At 45.9% G+C, this 19,937-nt stretch carries 17 protein-coding genes and 1 tRNA gene; 2 read left to right on the top strand and 16 right to left on the bottom strand.

What is annotated here, in order from left to right; translation table 11 throughout:
- Positions 1 to 191 precede the first annotated feature (191 nt).
- The 8 genes from rnr to MKX46_RS16440 all read right to left on the bottom strand — a co-directional run bounded on the left by rnr (position 192) and on the right by MKX46_RS16440 (position 10,726).
- Positions 192 to 2,807 (bottom strand): ribonuclease R, encoded by a 2,616-nt coding sequence (gene rnr / locus MKX46_RS16475; protein WP_341071472.1) that lies wholly within the window; start codon positions 2,805 to 2,807, stop codon positions 192 to 194.
- Between the two features lie 189 nt (positions 2,808 to 2,996).
- Positions 2,997 to 3,230, bottom strand: coding sequence for a preprotein translocase subunit SecG (secG, locus tag MKX46_RS16470; protein WP_013308268.1), 234 nt, complete (start codon positions 3,228 to 3,230; stop codon positions 2,997 to 2,999).
- A 340-nt stretch (positions 3,231 to 3,570) separates the two neighbouring features.
- Positions 3,571 to 4,857 carry a phosphopyruvate hydratase gene (gene eno / locus MKX46_RS16465; protein WP_013308266.1) on the bottom strand — a complete coding sequence of 429 codons (1,287 nt, stop codon included), beginning with the start codon at positions 4,855 to 4,857 and terminating at the stop codon, positions 3,571 to 3,573.
- 63 nt (positions 4,858 to 4,920) lie between these two features.
- On the bottom strand, positions 4,921 to 6,465 hold the full coding sequence (gene gpmI / locus MKX46_RS16460) for a 2,3-bisphosphoglycerate-independent phosphoglycerate mutase (protein WP_013308265.1): 1,545 nt from the start codon (positions 6,463 to 6,465) through the stop codon (positions 4,921 to 4,923).
- 1 nt (position 6,466) lies between these two features.
- On the bottom strand, positions 6,467 to 7,219 hold the full coding sequence (gene tpiA / locus MKX46_RS16455) for a triose-phosphate isomerase (RefSeq protein WP_023986490.1): 753 nt from the start codon (positions 7,217 to 7,219) through the stop codon (positions 6,467 to 6,469).
- Positions 7,220 to 7,278: 59 nt separating this feature from the next.
- Positions 7,279 to 8,460 (bottom strand): phosphoglycerate kinase, encoded by a 1,182-nt coding sequence (locus MKX46_RS16450; protein ID WP_029518988.1) that lies wholly within the window; start codon positions 8,458 to 8,460, stop codon positions 7,279 to 7,281.
- Positions 8,461 to 8,583: 123 nt separating this feature from the next.
- Positions 8,584 to 9,594, bottom strand: a complete 1,011-nt coding sequence (gap, locus tag MKX46_RS16445) for a type I glyceraldehyde-3-phosphate dehydrogenase (protein ID WP_013308262.1) — start codon at positions 9,592 to 9,594, stop codon at positions 8,584 to 8,586.
- Positions 9,595 to 9,688: 94 nt separating this feature from the next.
- Positions 9,689 to 10,726, bottom strand: coding sequence for a sugar-binding transcriptional regulator (locus MKX46_RS16440; protein ID WP_029518990.1), 1,038 nt, complete (start codon positions 10,724 to 10,726; stop codon positions 9,689 to 9,691).
- A gap of 269 nt (positions 10,727 to 10,995) precedes the next feature.
- On the opposite strand from MKX46_RS16440, the gene MKX46_RS16435 reads away from it, so the two are divergent.
- Both MKX46_RS16435 and clpP read left to right on the top strand, forming a co-directional pair.
- Positions 10,996 to 11,070: transfer RNA gene (locus MKX46_RS16435), tRNA-Arg, on the top strand.
- A gap of 212 nt (positions 11,071 to 11,282) precedes the next feature.
- Positions 11,283 to 11,879, top strand: coding sequence for an ATP-dependent Clp endopeptidase proteolytic subunit ClpP (gene clpP / locus MKX46_RS16430; RefSeq protein WP_013368815.1), 597 nt, complete (start codon positions 11,283 to 11,285; stop codon positions 11,877 to 11,879).
- 127 nt (positions 11,880 to 12,006) lie between these two features.
- Here clpP and MKX46_RS16425 read toward each other — a convergent pair whose 3' ends face one another.
- The 8 genes from MKX46_RS16425 to trxB all read right to left on the bottom strand — a co-directional run bounded on the left by MKX46_RS16425 (position 12,007) and on the right by trxB (position 19,904).
- Positions 12,007 to 13,113 carry a PdaC/SigV domain-containing protein gene (locus MKX46_RS16425; protein ID WP_341071471.1) on the bottom strand — a complete coding sequence of 369 codons (1,107 nt, stop codon included), beginning with the start codon at positions 13,111 to 13,113 and terminating at the stop codon, positions 12,007 to 12,009.
- A 241-nt stretch (positions 13,114 to 13,354) separates the two neighbouring features.
- Positions 13,355 to 14,116 (bottom strand): SIMPL domain-containing protein, encoded by a 762-nt coding sequence (locus tag MKX46_RS16420; protein ID WP_341071470.1) that lies wholly within the window; start codon positions 14,114 to 14,116, stop codon positions 13,355 to 13,357.
- Positions 14,117 to 14,387: 271 nt separating this feature from the next.
- The gene (locus MKX46_RS16415; RefSeq protein ID WP_013308257.1) at positions 14,388 to 14,657 is read right to left on the bottom strand and encodes an HPr family phosphocarrier protein; all 270 of its coding nucleotides are present in this window, start codon (positions 14,655 to 14,657) and stop codon (positions 14,388 to 14,390) included.
- Positions 14,658 to 14,793: 136 nt separating this feature from the next.
- Positions 14,794 to 15,738: a DNA-binding protein WhiA gene (whiA, locus tag MKX46_RS16410; RefSeq protein WP_341071469.1), complete on the bottom strand. Its 945-nt coding sequence runs from the start codon at positions 15,736 to 15,738 to the stop codon at positions 14,794 to 14,796.
- Positions 15,739 to 15,743: 5 nt separating this feature from the next.
- Entirely contained in the window at positions 15,744 to 16,730 is a 987-nt protein-coding gene (locus tag MKX46_RS16405) for a gluconeogenesis factor YvcK family protein (protein WP_341071468.1), read from the bottom strand.
- Between the two features lie 12 nt (positions 16,731 to 16,742).
- Positions 16,743 to 17,642: an RNase adapter RapZ gene (gene rapZ, locus MKX46_RS16400; RefSeq protein WP_013308254.1), complete on the bottom strand. Its 900-nt coding sequence runs from the start codon at positions 17,640 to 17,642 to the stop codon at positions 16,743 to 16,745.
- 65 nt (positions 17,643 to 17,707) lie between these two features.
- Positions 17,708 to 18,658, bottom strand: coding sequence for an ROK family glucokinase (locus MKX46_RS16395; protein ID WP_029518997.1), 951 nt, complete (start codon positions 18,656 to 18,658; stop codon positions 17,708 to 17,710).
- A gap of 292 nt (positions 18,659 to 18,950) precedes the next feature.
- The gene (gene trxB, locus MKX46_RS16390; RefSeq protein ID WP_029518998.1) at positions 18,951 to 19,904 is read right to left on the bottom strand and encodes a thioredoxin-disulfide reductase; all 954 of its coding nucleotides are present in this window, start codon (positions 19,902 to 19,904) and stop codon (positions 18,951 to 18,953) included.
- Positions 19,905 to 19,937 lie beyond the last annotated feature (33 nt).

Raw genomic sequence — 19,937 nt, 5'->3', positions numbered from 1 at the left:
AATTTCAGATGGTAAAAGCAAGAAGGGTCAAGCCTTCTACATTTCTAACTAACACTAACATCACACTTAAAACAAGGCGGCTCCTATCCGTTACTGCAGACAGAAACCGCCTTTATACCTAAGTCGCATGATTAGTTTCATCCCCTGCCACGAAAGAAGACTCCTGCCTTCTAGCAAGCAAGTATAGCCACCTACTTCTTCTTTTTCCGCACAAAGCCAGCGGTGCTATTGCCGCCACTTCCGCCCTTATTCTTCCGTTTGCGTCGTGCTGCGCCTTCACCGTTTGGTCTGGCATCACTTCCTGGTGTAGCTGCTCCGCCGATGAAAATACCGCTGGCAGACGTCTTCTTCCGTCGCTTGCTTGCCCCGGATGCTGGCGAGTTATACCCGCCCTTGCCACTGCCAAAGCCGAAGCTGCTAGCTGAACCAGCTCCTGCCCCGTTCCCACCGCCGCGCCCTGAACGGCCTGCGGTGCTAATGCCTCCGTTACCTGCGCCAGCCTCTTTTGGCTTCCCGGTAACATCACGACTGCCTTTACCCTCTTTGCCAGTCTTATCCTTGCCGCCCTTGCGGTCACGCCCTTCTCGGCCTTTGCCTTTACCACGGCTCTCGCCACGTGCAAAGCCTCCGCCCTGTCCTGTACCGCCAGTCCGTTCACCGCGTTGCCGTTGCTTCATATCGACAAGTTCAAAGTCAATTGTGTAATCTTCCATATTTACACGTGCGACCCGAACCTTAACCTCATCTCCAATGCGGAACACCTTGGAGGTGCGTTCGCCGATCAACGCCATATGCTGCTCGTCAAAATGATAATAGTCGTCCGTAAGCGCACTCAGACGCGTCAGACCCTCCACTGTATTGTCGAGCTCAATGAACATTCCGAAGCTGGTTACACTGCTGATGATTCCCTCGAATTCCTCGCCGACCTTATCCAACATGTACTCAGCCTTTTTCATCTGCTCTGTATCACGCTCTGCATCCACAGCTACACGCTCACGCTCGGAAGATTGCTGCGCAATATCAGGCATACGTGCAGTCAAATATTCCTGACGTTCGGCTGTTAAAGCCCCGCCATTCTCCAATACCTCACGAATGACACGGTGAATCACCAAGTCAGGGTAACGACGAATCGGCGATGTAAAATGAGAGTAATATTCCGCTGCTAGTCCAAAATGACCTGTCGACTCCGCATCATACTTTGCCTGCTTCATCGAACGCAGCATCATCGTGCTAAGCACGGTTTGCTCCTTCGTACCCTGAATGTCTTCCAGCAACGTTTGCAGTGCACGCGGATGAATGGAATTCCCTCTACCTTTGATCTGATGCCCAAAATTAGCTGCGAAAGCCATAAAGTTTTGCAGCTTCTCTGGATCTGGGTCCTCATGAATCCGGTACAAGAAAGGTACTTTGAGCCAATGGAAATGTTCAGCTACCGTTTCATTGGCCGCCAACATAAACTCTTCAATAATTTGTTCAGCTATCGTACGATCCCTCTTCACAATATCGACAGCTTTACCTTCATCATCAACAATCACTTTGGCTTCATCAAAATCAAAATCAACTGCACCTCGGCGCATTCGATTAGCACGCAGCTTCAATGCCAATTCCTTCATCGTGTCGAATACATCAACCAGATCCTTGTACCGTTCCATCAGTTCAGCATCTTCCTCTTCGAGGATTTTGCGAACGTTAGTGTACGTCATCCGTTCCTTCGTTTTAATCACACTGGTGAAAATATCATGCTTTACAACCTTCATATGCTCATTGAATTCCATCTCACAGGATAAAGTCAGTCGATCCACCTGTGGATTCAAAGAACATATTCCATTCGAAAGTCGATGTGGAAGCATAGGAATGACACGGTCAACCAAATACACGCTACAACCGCGGTTATATGCCTCCTGATCCAGCTTGGAGTTCTCACGCACATAATACCCTACGTCGGCAATATGAACGCCCAGACGGTAGTTTCCGTTCGGCAAGCGCTCTACATTGACAGCATCATCCAGGTCTTTGGCATCCTCACCATCAATGGTAACAATGATCTTATCACGCAGATCGCGCCGTCCCTGACGTACAATCTCTTCTTCCGTAATCGCGTCGGGAGCATTCTCGGCTTCCTCTGTCACTTCATCTGGAAAAGCTTCCGGAAGCTGATGCTTGCGAATAACGGACAAAATGTCAACGCCTGGATCATCCTTATGACCCAAAACCTCCAACACTTCGCCTTCCGCCGCAGCTCGTCCTTCTGGATAGCTCACAATGCGCACAACGACCTTTTGCCCGTTCACAGCTCCGTTGAAGCTATCCTTTGGAATGAAAATATCCCGGTTAATGCGCTTATCATCCGGCAAAACAAAACCGTATGCTTCGTGGCTCTGAAACACGCCTACTACTTGAAGCACTGCGCGCTTCACGATCCGCACAACTTCGCCTTCTAATCGGCCACCCGCAGGTCCCTTCGACGTCACTCTTACCAGTACCGTATCTCCATTCATCGCACTCTTCAAGTCGTTAGCATGAATATATACATCCGGGTGCTCCCGGTCCTCTGGAATCAAAAAGGCAAATCCCTTGGCATGAGCCTGCAAACGCCCACGCTGCAAATCCATCCGTTCCGGCACGCCATAACGGTTTGTGCGGGTCAGCAGAATTTTCCCCTCTTCCTCCAAGGCATTCAAAAGCTTAAGAAATTCACGGAAATCTTCGGCATCCTTAATATCAAAATGCTGCTCCAGCTCCTGGTAAGTCATGGGTTTGTATGCGGTCTCGCGCATAAAATCGAGTAGTTGTTGCTCTGTTATCATAATATTGTCCACCTCGGGTGACCTTTAATTTTCAGTAATAAAATCCGCATGTCCTTGTTCCTGATACAAGGCTCTTAATATACTCATACCCTAGTATACACGAATTTAATCGACGGCATCCCTGCCTGTCCAAAATCTAAAAAAAGCCCCCGTTTCCCGCGAAACGAAGGCTTAAGGTACATATTTATCTTATTTTGCAAAAAATGCAACTAAAACAGAAACGATCATGAAACCCGCACCCAAAACAGCAGTTGCGCGTTGTAAAATCAAATCCATACCGCGAGCTTTTGTCTTGCCGAACAGATGCTCAGCACCGCCAGAGATGGCACCGGACAAACCTGCGCTTTTCCCCTTTTGCAGTAAAACAACCGCAATAACAGCAATCGAGAACACAACGAGCAGCACTTTCAAAAAGATTTCCATGAAAAATCCCACCTCCTGAGCTTATACATCTGTTTTGCAAAACAACACAGCCTCTTTTATGAAAACATGTACATATCATGTTATAAATAGCCGGAGATTAACGCAAAACACTATTTTTATTCTACCACAGCTTCCAGTAGATAACAACAGCTATAGCAAGTCACTCAGCCATTAAGCCTTTGCAAAGTTATAAATTCTCATACACATCCATAATAACAAAAAACAGACCTGCTCGCGGTGGCGAGTAGGCCTGTTTTATTCATGCGTAAAAGCTTTGAGCGTTCAGACTTCATGATCATAAACCATGGGTCAGAGACGCCATCAGCATTTTTGCGCAATATTATTTTTTCAGGTTGTAGAAAGATTTCAGGCCGTGGTATTGAGCCAGTTCACCCAGTTGATCCTCAATGCGGAGCAATTGGTTGTACTTCGCAATACGGTCAGTACGGGAAGGAGCACCTGTTTTAATTTGGCCTGCATTTGTTGCAACAGCGATATCAGCGATTGTGCTGTCTTCGGATTCACCGGAACGGTGAGAGATAACAGCTGTGTACCCTGCACGTTTAGCCAATTCGATAGCATCGAATGTTTCAGTCAGCGTACCGATTTGGTTTACTTTGATCAGGATGGAGTTACCGATGTTTTCATCGATACCTTTAGCCAGACGCTCTGTGTTTGTTACGAACAGGTCGTCACCAACCAATTGGATTTTGTTGCCCAATTTTTCAGTGAGCAATTTCCAACCTTCCCAGTCATCTTCGGAGCAACCATCTTCAATAGTGATGATTGGGTATTTATCAACCCAAGAAGCAAGCAGGTCAACGAACTCAGCAGAAGTGAAGGATTTGCCTTCGCCTTCCAAAGTATATTTTCCATCTTTGAAGAACTCAGTGGAAGCAACGTCCATACCGAGGAATACGTCAACGCCTGGTTTGTAACCAGCTTTTTCGATCGCTTCGATAATAGTGGACAGAGCTTCTTCGTTAGATTTGAAGTTAGGAGCAAAACCACCTTCATCACCAACAGCTGTGTTCAAACCTTTGGAGTTCAGTACGGATTTCAGGTTGTGGAAGATTTCTGCGCCTACACGCAGAGCTTCTTTGAATGTAGGAGCGCCTACAGGCAGAACCATGAACTCTTGTACGTCAACGTTATTGTCGGCATGAGCGCCACCATTAACGATGTTCATCATTGGTACTGGCAATTGTTTAGCATTGAATCCGCCCAGGTAAGTGTACAGTGGCAAGCCCAGAGCTTCAGCAGCAGCACGAGCTACAGCCATGGATACAGCCAGAATTGCGTTTGCACCCAATTTACCTTTGTTATGTGTACCATCCAATTTGATCATCAGCGTGTCGATTTCTACTTGGTTCACAGCATCCAAGCCGATTACTTCAGGAGCAATAATTTCGTTCACGTTTTTAACAGCTTGCAGAACGCCTTTACCCAGGTAACGGGATTTGTCGTTATCACGAAGTTCTACAGCTTCGTGAGCGCCTGTGGAGGCACCGGAAGGAACGATAGCACTACCGATAGCACCGGATTCCAGATATACTTCAACTTCAACCGTAGGGTTACCACGGGAGTCGAGGACTTCGCGAGCGTACACGTCAGAAATAATAGTCATTTGTACTTAATCTCCTTTGTGAATCATGATTTATTGGTCAAGCCTATACTTATTAAATCAAGCTTACTTGCGGGATGCAATCATAGATTTTCCTGTCATTTCCGCAGGTTGCGGAAGTTGCATCAAATCCAGAAGCGTTGGAGCTACGTCAGCCAATATTCCATGCTCACGCAAAACGATATTTTCGTCAGTCAAAATGAACGGAACCGGATTCGTTGTGTGAGCTGTGAACGGACGTCCCTGCTCATCAATTTCCATATCCGCGTTACCATGGTCGGCAATGATAATAACCACGCCACCTTTGGCTTTAACCGCATCTACAACACGTCCAACACATTCATCCGTCGTCTCTACCGCCTTAATCGTTGGCTCCAGCATACCGGAGTGTCCAACCATATCCGGATTGGCAAAGTTCAGGATAATCGCATCATGCTTGTCGGCTTCGATTTCCTTAACAGCAGCATCCGCTACTTCATACGCACTCATTTCCGGCTGCAAGTCATATGTAGCCACTTTAGGCGAGTTGATCAAAATACGAGTTTCGCCAGGAAGCTCCACATCACGTCCGCCACTGAAAAAGAAAGTAACGTGCGGATATTTTTCAGTCTCAGCAATACGCAATTGCTTCTTGTTGTTTTGAACCAACACTTCACCAAACGTGTTATCCAGATTTTTCGGTTCGTAAGCTACAAAGCCCTCAACCGTTTCGCTGAACAACGTCAGGCAAACAAAGTGCAAATCTTTAGGCCATTTCGGGCCACGGTCAAAACCACGGAAGTCCGCGTTTGTAAATACCTGAGACAGTTGAATCGCACGGTCAGGACGGAAGTTGAGGAAGATAACAGAGTCATTGCTTTCGACCAGCCCTACAGGACTTCCGTCAGCCTTCACAATAACAGTTGGCTCCACAAATTCGTCGAACACTGATTTTTCATACGATTCTTTCAATGCTTCCATTGGATCTGTGTATTGAGGTCCTTCTCCGTATACGATTGCACGGTAAGATTTCTCTACACGTTCCCAACGTTTGTCGCGGTCCATAGCATAATAGCGTCCTTGTACAGTCGCAATTTTACCTACGCCCACTTCTTGAATCTTAGCGATCAGCTGCTGCATGAAGCCTACGCCGCTGTCTGGCATAACGTCGCGTCCATCCATGAAAGCATGAATGTACACTTCTGTTAGGCCTTCTTTTTTCGCCAAGTCCAGCATAGCGAACAGATGGCTGATATGGCTATGCACGCCGCCGTCGGACAGAAGTCCGTACAGGTGAAGTTTCGTGTTGTTCTTCTTGGCATGTTGCACTGCTTTAACCAGTGTTTCATTGTCGTAGAATTCACCTTCACGGATGGACTTCGAAATACGAGTCAAGTCTTGATATACGATACGGCCTGCGCCGATGTTCAAGTGACCCACTTCAGAGTTACCCATTTGTCCTTCCGGCAAACCTACTGCTTCGCCAGAAGCCGTCAGCGTCGTATGAGGATACTGTTGTAAATACCGGTCGTAATTCGGTTTGTTGGCCTGTGCAACCGCATTGCCTTCCACGGTGTCACGCAGTCCGAACCCGTCCATAATAATTAAAGCTACCGGTTTTGGTGCTGTCATCTTACTTCGCCCCCTCAACAAGCGCGATGTACGACGCCGGTTGAAGACTGGCACCGCCCACGAGCGCGCCGTCGATATCGCTTTGACCCAGGTACTCAGTAACATTTTCAGGTTTTACACTACCACCATACTGAATACGTACAGCATTTGCTGTATTTTCATCATACAGCTCTTTAATCAGACTGCGGATATAGGAAATCACTTCATTCGCATCCTGCGAAGTGGAGGATTTGCCTGTTCCGATGGCCCAGATTGGCTCATAAGCAACAACTACTTGTGCAGCCTGATCCTTAGCCAAACCAGCAAAAGCTGCTACAGTTTGCACTTTTACAACTTCTTTGGTTTGTCCAGCTTCACGATCTTCCAGCTTTTCGCCTACACATACGATTGGAGTCAGGTCATGACGGAATGCCGCATGAACCTTTTTGTTCACCGTTTCGTCTGTTTCATTAAAATATTCACGACGTTCGGAGTGTCCGATCACAACGTAGTCTACGCCCAGATCTTTCAGCATTCCGCCGCTAATTTCACCTGTAAATGCACCATCTTCTGCAAAGTGCAGGTTTTGTGCGCCAATTTTAATAGACGTGCCTTTTACTGCTTCAACCAGAGCAGGAAGATTCGTAAATGGTGCGCAAATCACGCTTTCCACTCCTGCAACCTCTGCTTTGCCTTTGATCTCTTCGATGAAAGTTTTAGCTTCTGGTACGGTTTTAAACATCTTCCAGTTACCCGCGATAATCGGTGTTCTCAATGGTTTCAACTCCTAACTATTAGGTGCCCTAAAGCTTTATTCACGCATAGTGCGTTTGATTATTTATCGTTCAGTGCAACAACACCCGGAAGTGCTTTGCCTTCCATAAATTCCAGAGATGCGCCGCCGCCAGTGGAAATATGATCCATCTTGTCAGCCAAGTGGAATTTTTCAGCCGCAGCCGCAGAATCACCGCCACCAATGATGGTGTATGCTTCAGTTGTTGCGCAAGCTTCCGCTACTTCACGAGTACCACCAGCGAAAGGCTCGATTTCAAATACGCCCATTGGTCCGTTCCATACAACCAGTTTGGAGTTTTTGATTACATCTGCATAGATTTTACGTGTTTTCGGTCCAATGTCCACGCCTTCCCAAGCTGCAGGAATGCCGTCGATATCCACAATGTCTGTGTTCGCCGTAGCGCTGAAATCGTCAGACACAACAATATCTACCGGAAGATAGAAGTTTTTGCCGAGTTTCTTCGCTTTTTCGATAAATCCAAGAGCTACGTCCAGTTTGGATTCATCCAGCAAAGATTGACCCACTTCATAACCTTGAGCTTTGAAGAATGTATAAGTCAAACCGCCACCAATGATTACGTTATCTGCAATGTTCAGCAGGTTGTCGATCACGTCGATTTTGTCTTTTACTTTGGAACCGCCGATAATGGCTGTAAAAGGACGATCTGGATTCGACAGAGCTTTACCAATAACAGACAATTCTTTTTCCATCAGCAGGCCGGAAACAGCCGGAAGAATATGAGCGATACCTTCAGTGGAAGCATGAGCACGGTGTGCTGCGCCGAATGCGTCATTCACGAAAACGTCAGCCAATTCAGCAAATTGCTTCGCCAACTCAGGATCATTCTTTTCTTCTCCTGCATAGAAACGTACATTTTCAAGCAACAGCACGTCGCCGTTTTGCAGTTCAGCCACTTTCGCTTTAACAGCTTCGCCTACCGCTTCGTCCACTTTAACTACTGGCTTTTTCAGCAGTTCAGACAAACGTACGCCAACAGGAGTCAGGCGCATGGATTCAACAACCTGACCTTTTGGACGTCCAAAGTGACTCGCCAAAATAACTTTTGCACCTTTTTCAATCAGGTAGTTAATGGTTGGCAAGGTTTCACGAATACGCTTGTCATCCGTAATTTTACCGTCTTCAACTGGAACGTTAAAATCTACACGAACAAACACCCGTTTTCCATTCAGTTCTATATCACGTACGCTCTTTTTGTTCATCTCCATATTCCTCCGCACCCTTATAATTTTACGAAACAGGAATTTAAGGCACATTTTGATATATAAAGAGCGGAAACAATAACCTGTTTCCGCTCTATGATGTTGCTAATAAGAAAGTTCTTATTATTTAGCCAGTTTAGCGAAGTATTCCAACGTGCGGATCAATTGTGCAGTGTAGGACATTTCGTTGTCATACCAAGCTACAGTTTTCACCAGTTGTTTGTCGCCAACAGTCAGAACTTTAGTTTGAGTTGCATCAAACAAAGAACCGAAAGTGATACCTTTGATGTCGGAAGAAACGATTTGATCTTCAGTGTATCCAAAAGTATCAGGATCGGAAGCTTCTTTCATCGCTGCGTTGATTTCTTCAGCAGTTACGTTTTTCTCCAGAACTGTTACCAGCTCAGTCAGGGAACCAGTTGCTACTGGAACACGTTGAGCCGCGCCATCCAGTTTACCTTTCAGTTCAGGGATAACCAAACCGATTGCTTTAGCAGCACCAGTTGTGTTAGGAATGATGTTTTCAGCTGCTGCGCGAGCACGACGGAAGTCACCTTTAGCATGTGGAGCATCCAAAGTGTTTTGGTCGCCAGTGTAAGCGTGAATTGTAGTCATCAAACCTTCGATGATACCGAATTTGTCTTGCAGTGTTTTAGCCATAGGAGCCAGGCAGTTTGTTGTGCAAGAAGCACCGGAGATTACAGTTTCAGTACCGTCCAGAATTTCATGGTTTACGTTATAAACGACAGTTTTCATGTCGCCAGTAGCTGGAGCGGAGATAACAACTTTTTTAGCGCCGCCTTTCAAATGTTTCTCAGCAGCTTCTTTAGTTGTGAAGAAACCTGTGCATTCCAGAACGATGTCTACACCCAGGTCTCCCCAAGGCAGTTCTTCAGGGTTGCGGTTAGCCAAAACTTTAACTTCTTTACCGTTTACTTTGAAGAAGCCGTCATGTACTTCTACTTCTCCTTGGAAAGTACCTTGTGTTGTATCATATTTCAACAAATGTGCCAACATTTTGGAATCTGTCAAGTCATTGATTGCTACTACTTCAATACCTTCCACGTTTTGAATCCGACGGAAAGCAAGGCGTCCAATACGTCCGAAACCATTAATACCAACTTTAACTGTCATGAGTGAGTTCCTCCCAAAGTTCGTTTAGTTTAGTTTTATATATTCAAGACAGACCCGAAAGCCCGTCAAGACAACACGATTCATAAATCCTATATTAATCATTTAAATAACGACTTACAATCTCAACAGCAGCGCCTTCGTCGGTGACTAGAATGTCTTCTTGTCCGAAACGCAGTACCGCATGAATAGCGGCAGCCTTGTTCTTACCTCCAGCTACACCTAGAACCGTATCGGTACGCCTAATGTCCTCCAATCGGAGTCCAAGCGTCAGCATTCTGTGAACAACGACGCCATCTTCGTTAAAATAATAACCAAACGATTCGGCTACCGCCCCTTCACTGCTGATCTGGGCAAAGGTTTCGGGATCAAGTTTACGTCTATGTGCCATCGCTATGGCGTTGCCTATCCCGTGAATGATGATACGACTCTCGCGAATCAGGCTCAATATATCCTGAATGTTCGTATCTTCAAGCAAGGAGTTGTAAGCATGATTGCTGAGCAAATCCGGTACATGGAGCAGACGGTATTGAGCGCCGACCTTGCGAGCCATTGTGGAAGCAATTGTGTTGGCCTGCATTTCCATGCTTTCTCCCAAACCCCCGCGTGCCGGTACAAACCACCCACCCTTAAGGGGGCCATTAGAAGGTAATGCCAGTTGTTCCGCCACGTCTGCAATCGTCGTGCCACCTGTTACAGCGACCACATCCTCGTCGTCCATAACACTTAGCAACGCTTTTGCTCCAGCGCGCCCCAGCTCCTGCTTTGTTAACGGAGAAACATCCGAATCCCCTGGAACGACAACCACCTTCCTCAAACCATAGGCTTGACGAATCTGGTCCTCCAATTGGGACAGGCCGAACAAGTTGTTCGCAATCGGCTCCAGCTGTTCCAGCAGATCCAGTCCTGCTTTGCTCACCTTCATGCCTACACTCTCAATCTCAATTAACCCCTGAGCTTTAAGAAGATCGGTTTCGGCGCGCAACACGCGCTCGGTCATGTTCAGTGAAGCTGCCAGTGTTCTGCGTCCAACAACATCGGACAGCATAATCTGATGCAGGATCGTGTACCTTTTTTTCAAAACATCCATGAGGTCGGGCAGAAGCTGCTTCTGTATTTCTAATATCTTTCGCATGCTTTCCACTCCCGCACACTTCTAAGTTCTGTCTCTAATGCTCTATCTCTAACTGGTCTTAAAACGTCCCGGGATAACTTTTTAAGTCCCACGTATATCTTAACCAATATTTGCTCTACATGCAAGTCTATCTGAACCTATATTTCTCAACCATTTGTCTGAATATGCGCATTTAATAAAAGCTTGCAATTCACTGCTGTATATCATATAATCATCTTTGTTTCCAATTAGCTGTTTAATTAGTTAGTTGTTTGCATTGATTCAACTATGCGCCCGTGGTCCAACGGATATGACGTAGGCCTCCGGAGCCTGAGATCGAGGTTCGATTCCTCGCGGGCGCGCCATTTTAAATGAACGCTTAAATGCTTATATATAATGTTTTAACCAATAAGAGCGCTGAGGGCTCTTTTTTTAAAATCATTAGTTTGACTTTCTTTGACTTTTTGTTTGAAATTGTTTATCATGTGGTTAATACGGTAACAGTTTATAAATAAGGGACGTGTAATCGGCATGTCCACCAAAATCCACTAACGATATTTAAGGGAGGTTTTTTGACGTGAGCTATGTTCCTATGGTAGTAGAACAAAGTAACCGCGGCGAACGCGCCTATGACATTTATTCCAGACTGTTAAAGGATCGCATTATTTTGTTAGGCTCGGACGTCAATGACGTTGTAGCCAACTCTATAATTGCGCAAATGCTGTTTTTGGCTGCCGAAGATCCTGAAAAAGATATTCACTTGTATATTAACAGTCCTGGCGGTTCCATTACAGCGGGTATGGCCATTTTTGATACGATGCAATACATTAAACCTGATGTATCTACGATTTGTGTAGGTATGGCGGCTTCCATGGGCGCGTTCTTGCTGAATGCAGGCGCCAAAGGTAAACGTTTCGCTTTGCCAAACAGTGAAATTATGATTCACCAACCTCTGGGTGGTGCACAAGGCCAGGCAACGGATATCGAAATCCGCGCACGCCGCATTCTGAAAATGCGTGATAAACTGAACCGCATTCTCGCAGATCGCACAGGCCAACCACTGGAACGTATTGAAAAAGATACAGACCGTGACTACTTCATGTCTGCTGATGATGCCAAAGAATACGGTATTATTGATAAAGTGCTAACTAGCTCCTCTCCAGAAGGTGTATAAGAGAAGAAATTCGCCTCTCGATAGCTGGTAAATGAAAAAGCTGCTCCGGATGTTATTATCCGGTAGGCAGCTTTTTTGCTTTATTGTTTCTTAGAGTATAGACAGTCCAACCTATTCATTTCTACTATTAAATCTGTCCCGCAAAAGGCTTTCCGCCTTGAGGCAGCAGTTGACCGAACGAGTAGGTAAACTCTGGAATCCCATACGCGTATGGTGCATAATCATACAAATCAAACACGATTGTTACCCCACTGTTCGTCACATAAAAATTCTGATCTGCCGCCAGCTCTTTAAATTTGCCGAATCCTTCACCAGCCTGAAGCGCATCGATTTTTTTCTTCAAATCAGCATTGAGGAACTTTTTGTAATTCGGATTCGCCTTCAATACGTCAGACAACTGCAGCAGTTTACCATCAGGAAGCGAGAACGTATATCCTTTACGTACCGTCATTCCATGTGCGCCACCCATATACGAGTAATCCTGCATAATCACACTCAGAATACCATCTTTGTTATAGGAAATCGCAAAATCATTTCCGAACTCATACGGTCTTTCTGTTGTAGCCCCTCCCTCAGCCATTATCTTTTTGCCTGCTGCCAATATACCCTCTGCATGCTTTTTAAGCACATGGTTAATGGCCTGCTCTGCCTCAGGATTCAGCTGGCTGCCGCTGATTTGCGGATACTTAATCTTGTAGGATACCTTCGCATTACTCGAAGCTGGTAGTGTTTGAGACGCAACTGTGATCGGGTTTAGCTGGCTTTTACTCAGCGTTACTGTTTTCTGAGCTGCGTTCCATTGAGCATCTATGCCTAGATAATCTTTCAGCAGACTCATAGGAATGTATAGCTTCCCAGCGATCTGTTTGGCATCCATACTACGTGTATTGATTCCATTGACGTTGACGTAGGCATCCGAGGAAGAAGCCATAATGTAAAGTCTATTGTACCCGCTACCTACGGTATATGTCGTTGCTTTCGCATCATAGCTTACCGGAATCCCCAAGCTGTCACGCAGTACGGCCACCGGAATCATTGTACTCCCGTTCACTTGAACACCTTTAGCGGGCAACGTTTTACCATTCCATTGGATGGTGATTCCTGGTTGCTGTGTTGCCGTTTGCTGCTGTTGGATCGATGCTGCCTGGATATAGGAAACGGGAACAGCTGTGACTCCTGCTAAAATCCCTGCTGCCAGCAGTGCTGAACCCCATTTTTTCGTATGCTTACTCATATTAAGTATTCCTCCTGTTATTATTTCTGTATTGTCTATGTGTAGATAATCACTTTTCTTATTATATCTATACCCCATTGTACGTAGTTTACAATCTGTACACTCCCCGATTTCAATCTGTACACCTAATAACCCTTAGCTATGACAGACTCATTACAAAAAGGTTTCGGTATACAAAAAAAGCCAGCAAGCCAGCCTGCGCATGATGCAGGCCGCTTGTGGCTTCGTTTGATGATCTATATTAGTTCATTTCGTATTGAGCCGACACCTGAACTTTCACTGTTACTTGCCCCGATTGTATCTCTGTCCCGCCACCCGCTACGTCCAAGAGCGATTTTGACATGGCATTTTCACGTTGTGTAAAGACTTGTGCTTCTCCGCCATCTACCGTTACATTCACAAGAGCACCTAATCCGCGTTTGGCTGCTTTAGCTACAGCACTGGCTTTAGATTGCGCGCTTCCCAATGCTTTAGTAATGGCTTCTTCTTCATAAGTCGAAGGATCTTCCACGGAAAAACGTATATTATCTACGTTATTGGCTCCGGACTTGGTCGCCTCATCCAACAACTGACCTATTTTATCCAAATCGCGGTATTTGACGGAAAGTGTATGGTTGGCAGTATAGCCTTTGAGCTTCTGCCCTTCTTTTTCATTATAGGTGTAGTTAGGCTGTACATAAAACTGGCTGGTCTGAATGTCATCTGCACTGATGCTCCACTTTTCTTTCAGCAGTTGTGTAACCTTGTTCAATTTTGTAGCATTGGCTTTTTGAGCAGCGGCTGCCGTATTCCCTTCCGATTGTACACCAATAGAGAGATAAGCAATATCGGGCTTCGCCAATACTTCCCCGCTTCCAGTCACATTAATAACACCGTTTACCGTCGAAGCTGTTGACGCAGCATAAGCACGATCTGCCCCTGTCCATAATCCTCCTGCTACTCCTCCTGCCATTAAGGCTCCTGTGAGAACTGCCGTGGCTACTGTTTTTGTCCAAAGTCTCATTGAATTCAACCTCTTTCTAGTAAATGTTTGTACCTTCCAGACGGAAAAGACGGAAAAAGGTTGCAGCCAAGCGTACAAATTTCCGAAACAGAGCATGACCACGAGGATTTTCATTATTTATAGTTTGAACTTAATACGGTCTCTATATCCAATAAATCTATACATAAAACAGTTGACTGAGGAGTGTTCGAAGACTTTTTTCTGGATATAAAAAAAGCCCCAAAGGGGCTTTTTACTAAGATCATACACTATATTACAAGCAATTCTTTGTTTATTGATTTTCCAGCTCTACCTTACTAACCAGACTTACTAAAGCGTTTACAGCCTGTTCGGCGTCCGCACCTTCAGCACTAATATTGATTTCAGTACCTGTACTGATGGCAAGACTCATAATCCCCATGATGCTCTTGGCATTAACCTTTTTGTCATCTTTTTCCACAAAAATCTCGGATGAATATTTATTCGCTTCCTGTACGAACAACGCAGCAGGTCTGGCGTGCAGTCCTGTTTTCAAGCGTACGACTACCGGATGTTTTGACATGTCAGCTTACCCCCTCATCAAATAAATCTGGACACTACTTACTCCATTTTATTTATCACATTATAACATTAACCCGGGACAGACACTAGAAAAAAAACTAAAAAAACCGGGGCTAAAAGCCCCACCGACATTCTTTTTACGGAATCAGGCCATTTTCGCCCCTGATTTTGTCAGCCATCTCATCAATTTTGCGAAGTCGATGATTTACACCCGATTTACTCACGACCCCTTTAAGCATTTCCCCGACTTCTTTCAAATTCAAATCGGGATGAGCGAGCCGAACCTCTGCCACTTCACGCAGTTTATCCGGCAAGGTTTCCAAGCCAACTTCTCTCTCCAGCAACTTAATATTCTCAATTTGCCGGACAGCAGCTCCGATTGTCTTGTTCAAATTAGCCGTTTCACAATTAACAATACGATTCACGGAATTGCGCATATCACGCATAATACGTACATCTTCAAATTTGAACAAGGCTTGATGCGCCCCAATGATGCTAAGCAGCTCAATGATCTTCTCGCCTTCCTTGATGTAGAGAATAAAACCTTTTTTTCGCTCAATACAGCGAGCATTTAGATGAAACTCATTCGCAAGATCAACGAGTGCCTGACAATGCTCCTCATACATCGAAGAAATTTCAAGGTGGTAAGACGATCCTTCAGGATTGTTAACAGAGCCACCTGCCATAAAGGCGCCCCGTAAGTAAGCTCTCTTACAACAGTTTTTCCGAACAATATCCCGATTAATCCCGTCTGTGAACAAGAAACCTTCTGAGACGATATAAAGATCCTTTAGCAGTTGTTGCACACCATTAGGAATACGGACAATGTACACATTATTTTTTTTCAAACGCATTTTTTTCCGTACAAGCAGTTCGATATGAAGTTGAAAATGCTTCTTGATCAAGGAGTAAATCCGCCTTGCAATCGCGGCATTTTCTGTGGACACGTCCAATATTACCCTTTTATTCGACAGTTGTACGGATCCGAGCATACGTATGAGCGCAGATAGTTCCGCTTTCTCACAGCAGGACTGGCTTTCAATCATCGTAAGCTCTTTTTTCGTTTGTGCCGCAAAGGACAAGGGACTCACCTCCTTCTTAATATCCAGTTTTGTACCAATTGGTAAATATGCTGGCTCAATTTGTCGGCATCATGCCGTAAATAGGTGCGGAACAGAACTAATGTATCTGCCACCACTTTATATCCCCGGTCGGTCAGCTCGCCCATGTCTACTTGAACTGGCTTGGCTCCCTGCTCGGCATACATTTCCTGTACTTGGGGTGGAATTTCTCCGTTATTTACAATGACATAGTCGAAGAGATGATGCCCTACATGCTCAAAAATAGCTTGCAGGTGGTCTCCTACTGTATAGCCATCGGTTTCACCAGGCTGGGTCATAACGTTACAGACAAATATTTTGATAGCGTCTGATTTTACTACAGCTTCAGCGAGTTTAGGTACAAGCAAATTCGGTAATATGCTGGTATATAGACTGCCGGGGCCAATCAAAATCGCATCAGCTTCATTAATGGCCTCTACAGCCTCAGGCAACGGCTCCACGTGAGTCGGTTCAAGAAAGACACGTCTGATTCGTCCGCCCGCTTCCGGGATCTTGGACTCTCCGGTAATCACCGTGCCATCCTCCATTTCGGCGCTTAGCACAACGCCTTCTTCGGCTGCTGGCAGCACACGTCCCCGGACAGCAAATACACGGCTAAGCTCACGCACCGCCGTTACAAAATCTCCCGATATATCGGTCATCGCTGCTAAAATCAGATTACCCAGACTATGGCCTGACAATCCTGATCCCGCACCGAAACGGTATTTCAGCATATCTGACATCACTGGTTCCACGTCAGCCAAGGCAGTCAGCACATTGCGAATATCCCCTGGAGGGGGCATCTGCAGCTCACTGCGCAAAATCCCGGAGCTTCCGCCATCGTCAGCGACTGTAACAATAGCCGTAATATCCAGCGGCTTTTGCTTTAAGCCCCTCAGCATGACGGACAAGCCGGTTCCGCCGCCCATAACAACAATACGTGGGCGCTCCCGTTGTGATCCGGTCTCTTTCATGATTTCACCTCATTAATGCCGGTCCCGATCAGCATCCCGATGCGAAACAGAAACAGATTCTGTCTCGCTGGCACCCAGCATTTTTCCTAAATACTCCGATATTGCAACAGAACGATGCTTACCACCAGTACAGCCAATGCCGATAATGACCTGGCTTTTGCCTTCTTTGCGATATTGCGGAATCAAAAAGTGTAACATATCCAGCAACTTGGTCAAGAATGCCTGAGTCTCGGGCCATTTCATGACATAATCATATACATCGCTATCCTGTCCCGTGTGGGGACGTAGTTGGTCCACATAGTGGGGATTAGGCAGGAAGCGCACATCGAATATAAGATCGGCATCAATGGGAATACCATACTTGAAGCCAAAAGAAGTAATATTCACGGAGAGCATACTACTCTCCAGATGAGAAAATCGTGAAATAATCCTCGCCTTTAAGGTTGCAGGCTTCATCACACTTGTATCAATAACCTGTGTAGCTGAGCTTTTTAGTTCTTCCAACATCTTGCGCTCCAAACGAATCCCATCCAAAGGCATGCCGTCTGGAGCCAGCGGATGACGTCTACGGCTTTCCTTATACCGCTGTACGAGAACGCCATCATTCGCATTTAAGAATAAAATTTCACAATGAATCGTAAAATGATCTTTAATATAATTCAACGATTCCGACAAGGCAGTAAAAAATTCTCGTCCGCGTAAATCAATTACGAGTGCCACCTTGCCTATTTTACCGTTCGACTGCTCAATCAACTCGGCAAATTTGGGAATCAGTACAGGGGGCAAATTATCAACGCAGAAGAAGCCCAAGTCTTCCAGGCTCTGAACCGCAATGGTCTTCCCTGCGCCTGACATCCCCGTAATAATAATGAGCGTTGCCCACGGCGCAGCATTTTTTAGGTTATCTGTCATATGGACTTCCCTCTCCTTTTGCTTCTTCGCTCTATGCCAGTACCCGTATTATCAGTAACCTGTGGTCAGGAGCGTAGCAGCAACCCTGCAGCCCCTACAACACCCGCGTCATTGCCTAACACCGCTGGTACGATATATACACCTTTTTGAAGCGGTTCAGGTGCCAGCTTGGCGTATACGCGACGCATCTCTTCAAACAAAAAGTCGCCTGCTTTAGAAACACCGCCGCCTATAATAAACAACTCTGGATTAAGCACAGCGGCAACCGCTGCCATGGATTTCCCCAAATAAAAGGCAGCCCGGTTCACGATACGCAGTGCGACTTCATCCCCGGCTTTAGCAGCATCAAATACTTCCTTGGCGGCAATTTGATCCTCCAGCGCCAGAGAGGTCCGGTCGCCACGTTCCACAGCATCCTTGGCCATACGAATGATGCCTGTTGCAGAAGATACAGTTTCCAAGCAACCCATTTTGCCGCATCCACACTGAATTGCCTCCAGATCAGGTACGACACTGATATGACCAATTTCCCCGGCCATGCCTGAAGAACCTTGGTATATTCTACCGTTTATAATAATACCGCCACCTACTCCTGTTCCCAGGGTATAGCATACGCAGTTTTCGATGCCTTTGCCTGCACCAGCCCAAGCCTCACCTAGCGCAGCAACATTCGCATCATTGTCTATTTTCACAGGCTTGCCAATCCGGTTCTCTAGGAGCGCACGGATCGGTACGTCACGAAAGCCAATATTAGGAGCGAGGACAATAATACCATCACGAACATTCGTAAAACCTGCAACGCCTGCACCGACACCCTTGAGTTGATCCCACTCATAAGGAGATTCCTCAACAATGTGCCGCACATATTTTTCGATATTACCAATGACAACATCTACACCTTTATCGGTTTCGGTTGGTCCCTCGTATGTGTGCAAAAGCTGTCCGTTCTCATTACAAATGCCTACTTTAATCGCTGTACCGCCCAAATCGACACCCACATAGATACTTTCAGACATGTTCCAAGCCACCTTTATGTTTACTTAAAAACCTGGTATGAAATATATGCTTATAATTCCTACTTCATAATAGTAATCCTACGTTCCAACTATAATTGAAGCCCTCGTTACGGTCAAGGACACTTCCTTGTTGAAAAGTGTACGATTAGAGGAACTTTTAACCTTATGCACCCATAAAAAGGAGAAAGCCCGTGCAAACGCAGCAGGCTTTCTCTTCCTGAACAAAAGATGTGGCATAACAGAGGTTTCCTTCGCTCTCCCGTTAGCCTTTTTGTGTACTATAGACACGCTTTTATTGATCCAGTGTTTCGCTCCAGTCGTGAACAGCACTGCCTTCGAGATATTTCTCGCAGTCCATAGCCGCCATACAGCCCGTTCCCGCAGCCGTAATCGCTTGACGGTAACGATTATCCTGTACGTCCCCACAGGCAAAAACTCCGGGGATGTTCGTTTCCGTTGTGCCTGGCTTCACTACAATATAGCCGTGTTCATCCGTATGGATTTGTCCGTTCAGGAAACCTGTATTCGGTGTATGCCCGATGGCTACGAACACGCCATCTACCTCAATCAGCTCATCCTGATTGGTCTCATTATTGTGTACCTTCAAACCCTTTAAACCAGATTCTCCCGTCACAACTTCCAGAGGAGTCCGGTTTAATGCCCAATGTACTTTTTCGTTCTCACGCGCGCGATCTTGCATAATTTTGGATGCCCGCAACTCATCGCGACGATGGACCAAGGTTACACTGGAAGCAAAACGGGTCAAGAAGCTCGCTTCCTCCATGGCTGAATCGCCACCGCCAACCACGACAATCTTTTTCCCGCGGAAAAAGAAGCCATCGCAAGTTGCGCAAGTGCTGACTCCGCGACCTACATTGTCCTGCTCACCCGGAATACCAAGATATTTGGCGGACGCACCTGTAGCAATAATGACCGACTCCGCCTCAATGATGCCTTTACCCTCTACCTTCACTTTAAAAGGACGTTTGCTAAAATCCACTTCCTCTACCCAACCGGAAGTAAATTCAGCGCCAAAACGTTCAGCCTGCTTGCGCATATTATCCATCAGTTCAGGCCCGAGGATACCTTGCTCAAAACCCGGAAAATTTTCAATTTCGGTCGTTGTAGTAAGCTGCCCACCGGGCTGCATCCCTTCAATGATCAGCGGATTCATGTTAGCACGTGCCAAATAAATAGCCGCTGTGTAGCCTGCAGGACCTGTACCAATAATTATGGATTTATACATACGTTTGTTGCCTCCTTTAAGTGATGTTTGGAG

Source organism: Paenibacillus sp. FSL P4-0113, assembly GCF_038009305.1.
Classification (GTDB): domain Bacteria; phylum Bacillota; class Bacilli; order Paenibacillales; family Paenibacillaceae; genus Paenibacillus; species Paenibacillus polymyxa_D.
Note: the sequence above shows the minus strand (reverse complement) of the source record. Positions and strands in the feature narration are given on the sequence as shown.

Excerpts from the sequence above, each read along its gene's own strand:
- rapZ (WP_013308254.1), bottom strand. The coding sequence starts at position 17,642 with ATGACAGATAACCTAAAAAATGCTGCGCCGTGGGCAACGCTCATTATT.
- rnr (WP_341071472.1), bottom strand. The coding sequence starts at position 2,807 with ATGATAACAGAGCAACAACTACTCGATTTTATGCGCGAGACCGCATAC.
- MKX46_RS16450 (WP_029518988.1), bottom strand. The coding sequence starts at position 8,460 with ATGAACAAAAAGAGCGTACGTGATATAGAACTGAATGGAAAACGGGTG.
- MKX46_RS16440 (WP_029518990.1), bottom strand. The coding sequence starts at position 10,726 with ATGCGAAAGATATTAGAAATACAGAAGCAGCTTCTGCCCGACCTCATG.
- secG (WP_013308268.1), bottom strand. The coding sequence starts at position 3,230 with ATGGAAATCTTTTTGAAAGTGCTGCTCGTTGTGTTCTCGATTGCTGTT.
- MKX46_RS16405 (WP_341071468.1), bottom strand. The coding sequence starts at position 16,730 with ATGAAAGAGACCGGATCACAACGGGAGCGCCCACGTATTGTTGTTATG.
- MKX46_RS16395 (WP_029518997.1), bottom strand. The coding sequence starts at position 18,658 with ATGTCTGAAAGTATCTATGTGGGTGTCGATTTGGGCGGTACAGCGATT.
- MKX46_RS16425 (WP_341071471.1), bottom strand. The coding sequence starts at position 13,113 with ATGAGTAAGCATACGAAAAAATGGGGTTCAGCACTGCTGGCAGCAGGG.
- gpmI (WP_013308265.1), bottom strand. The coding sequence starts at position 6,465 with ATGACAGCACCAAAACCGGTAGCTTTAATTATTATGGACGGGTTCGGA.
- MKX46_RS16415 (WP_013308257.1), bottom strand. The coding sequence starts at position 14,657 with ATGTCAAAACATCCGGTAGTCGTACGCTTGAAAACAGGACTGCACGCC.
- trxB (WP_029518998.1), bottom strand. The coding sequence starts at position 19,904 with ATGTATAAATCCATAATTATTGGTACAGGTCCTGCAGGCTACACAGCG.
- gap (WP_013308262.1), bottom strand. The coding sequence starts at position 9,594 with ATGACAGTTAAAGTTGGTATTAATGGTTTCGGACGTATTGGACGCCTT.
- MKX46_RS16420 (WP_341071470.1), bottom strand. The coding sequence starts at position 14,116 with ATGAGACTTTGGACAAAAACAGTAGCCACGGCAGTTCTCACAGGAGCC.
- eno (WP_013308266.1), bottom strand. The coding sequence starts at position 4,857 with ATGACTATTATTTCTGACGTGTACGCTCGCGAAGTCCTCGACTCCCGT.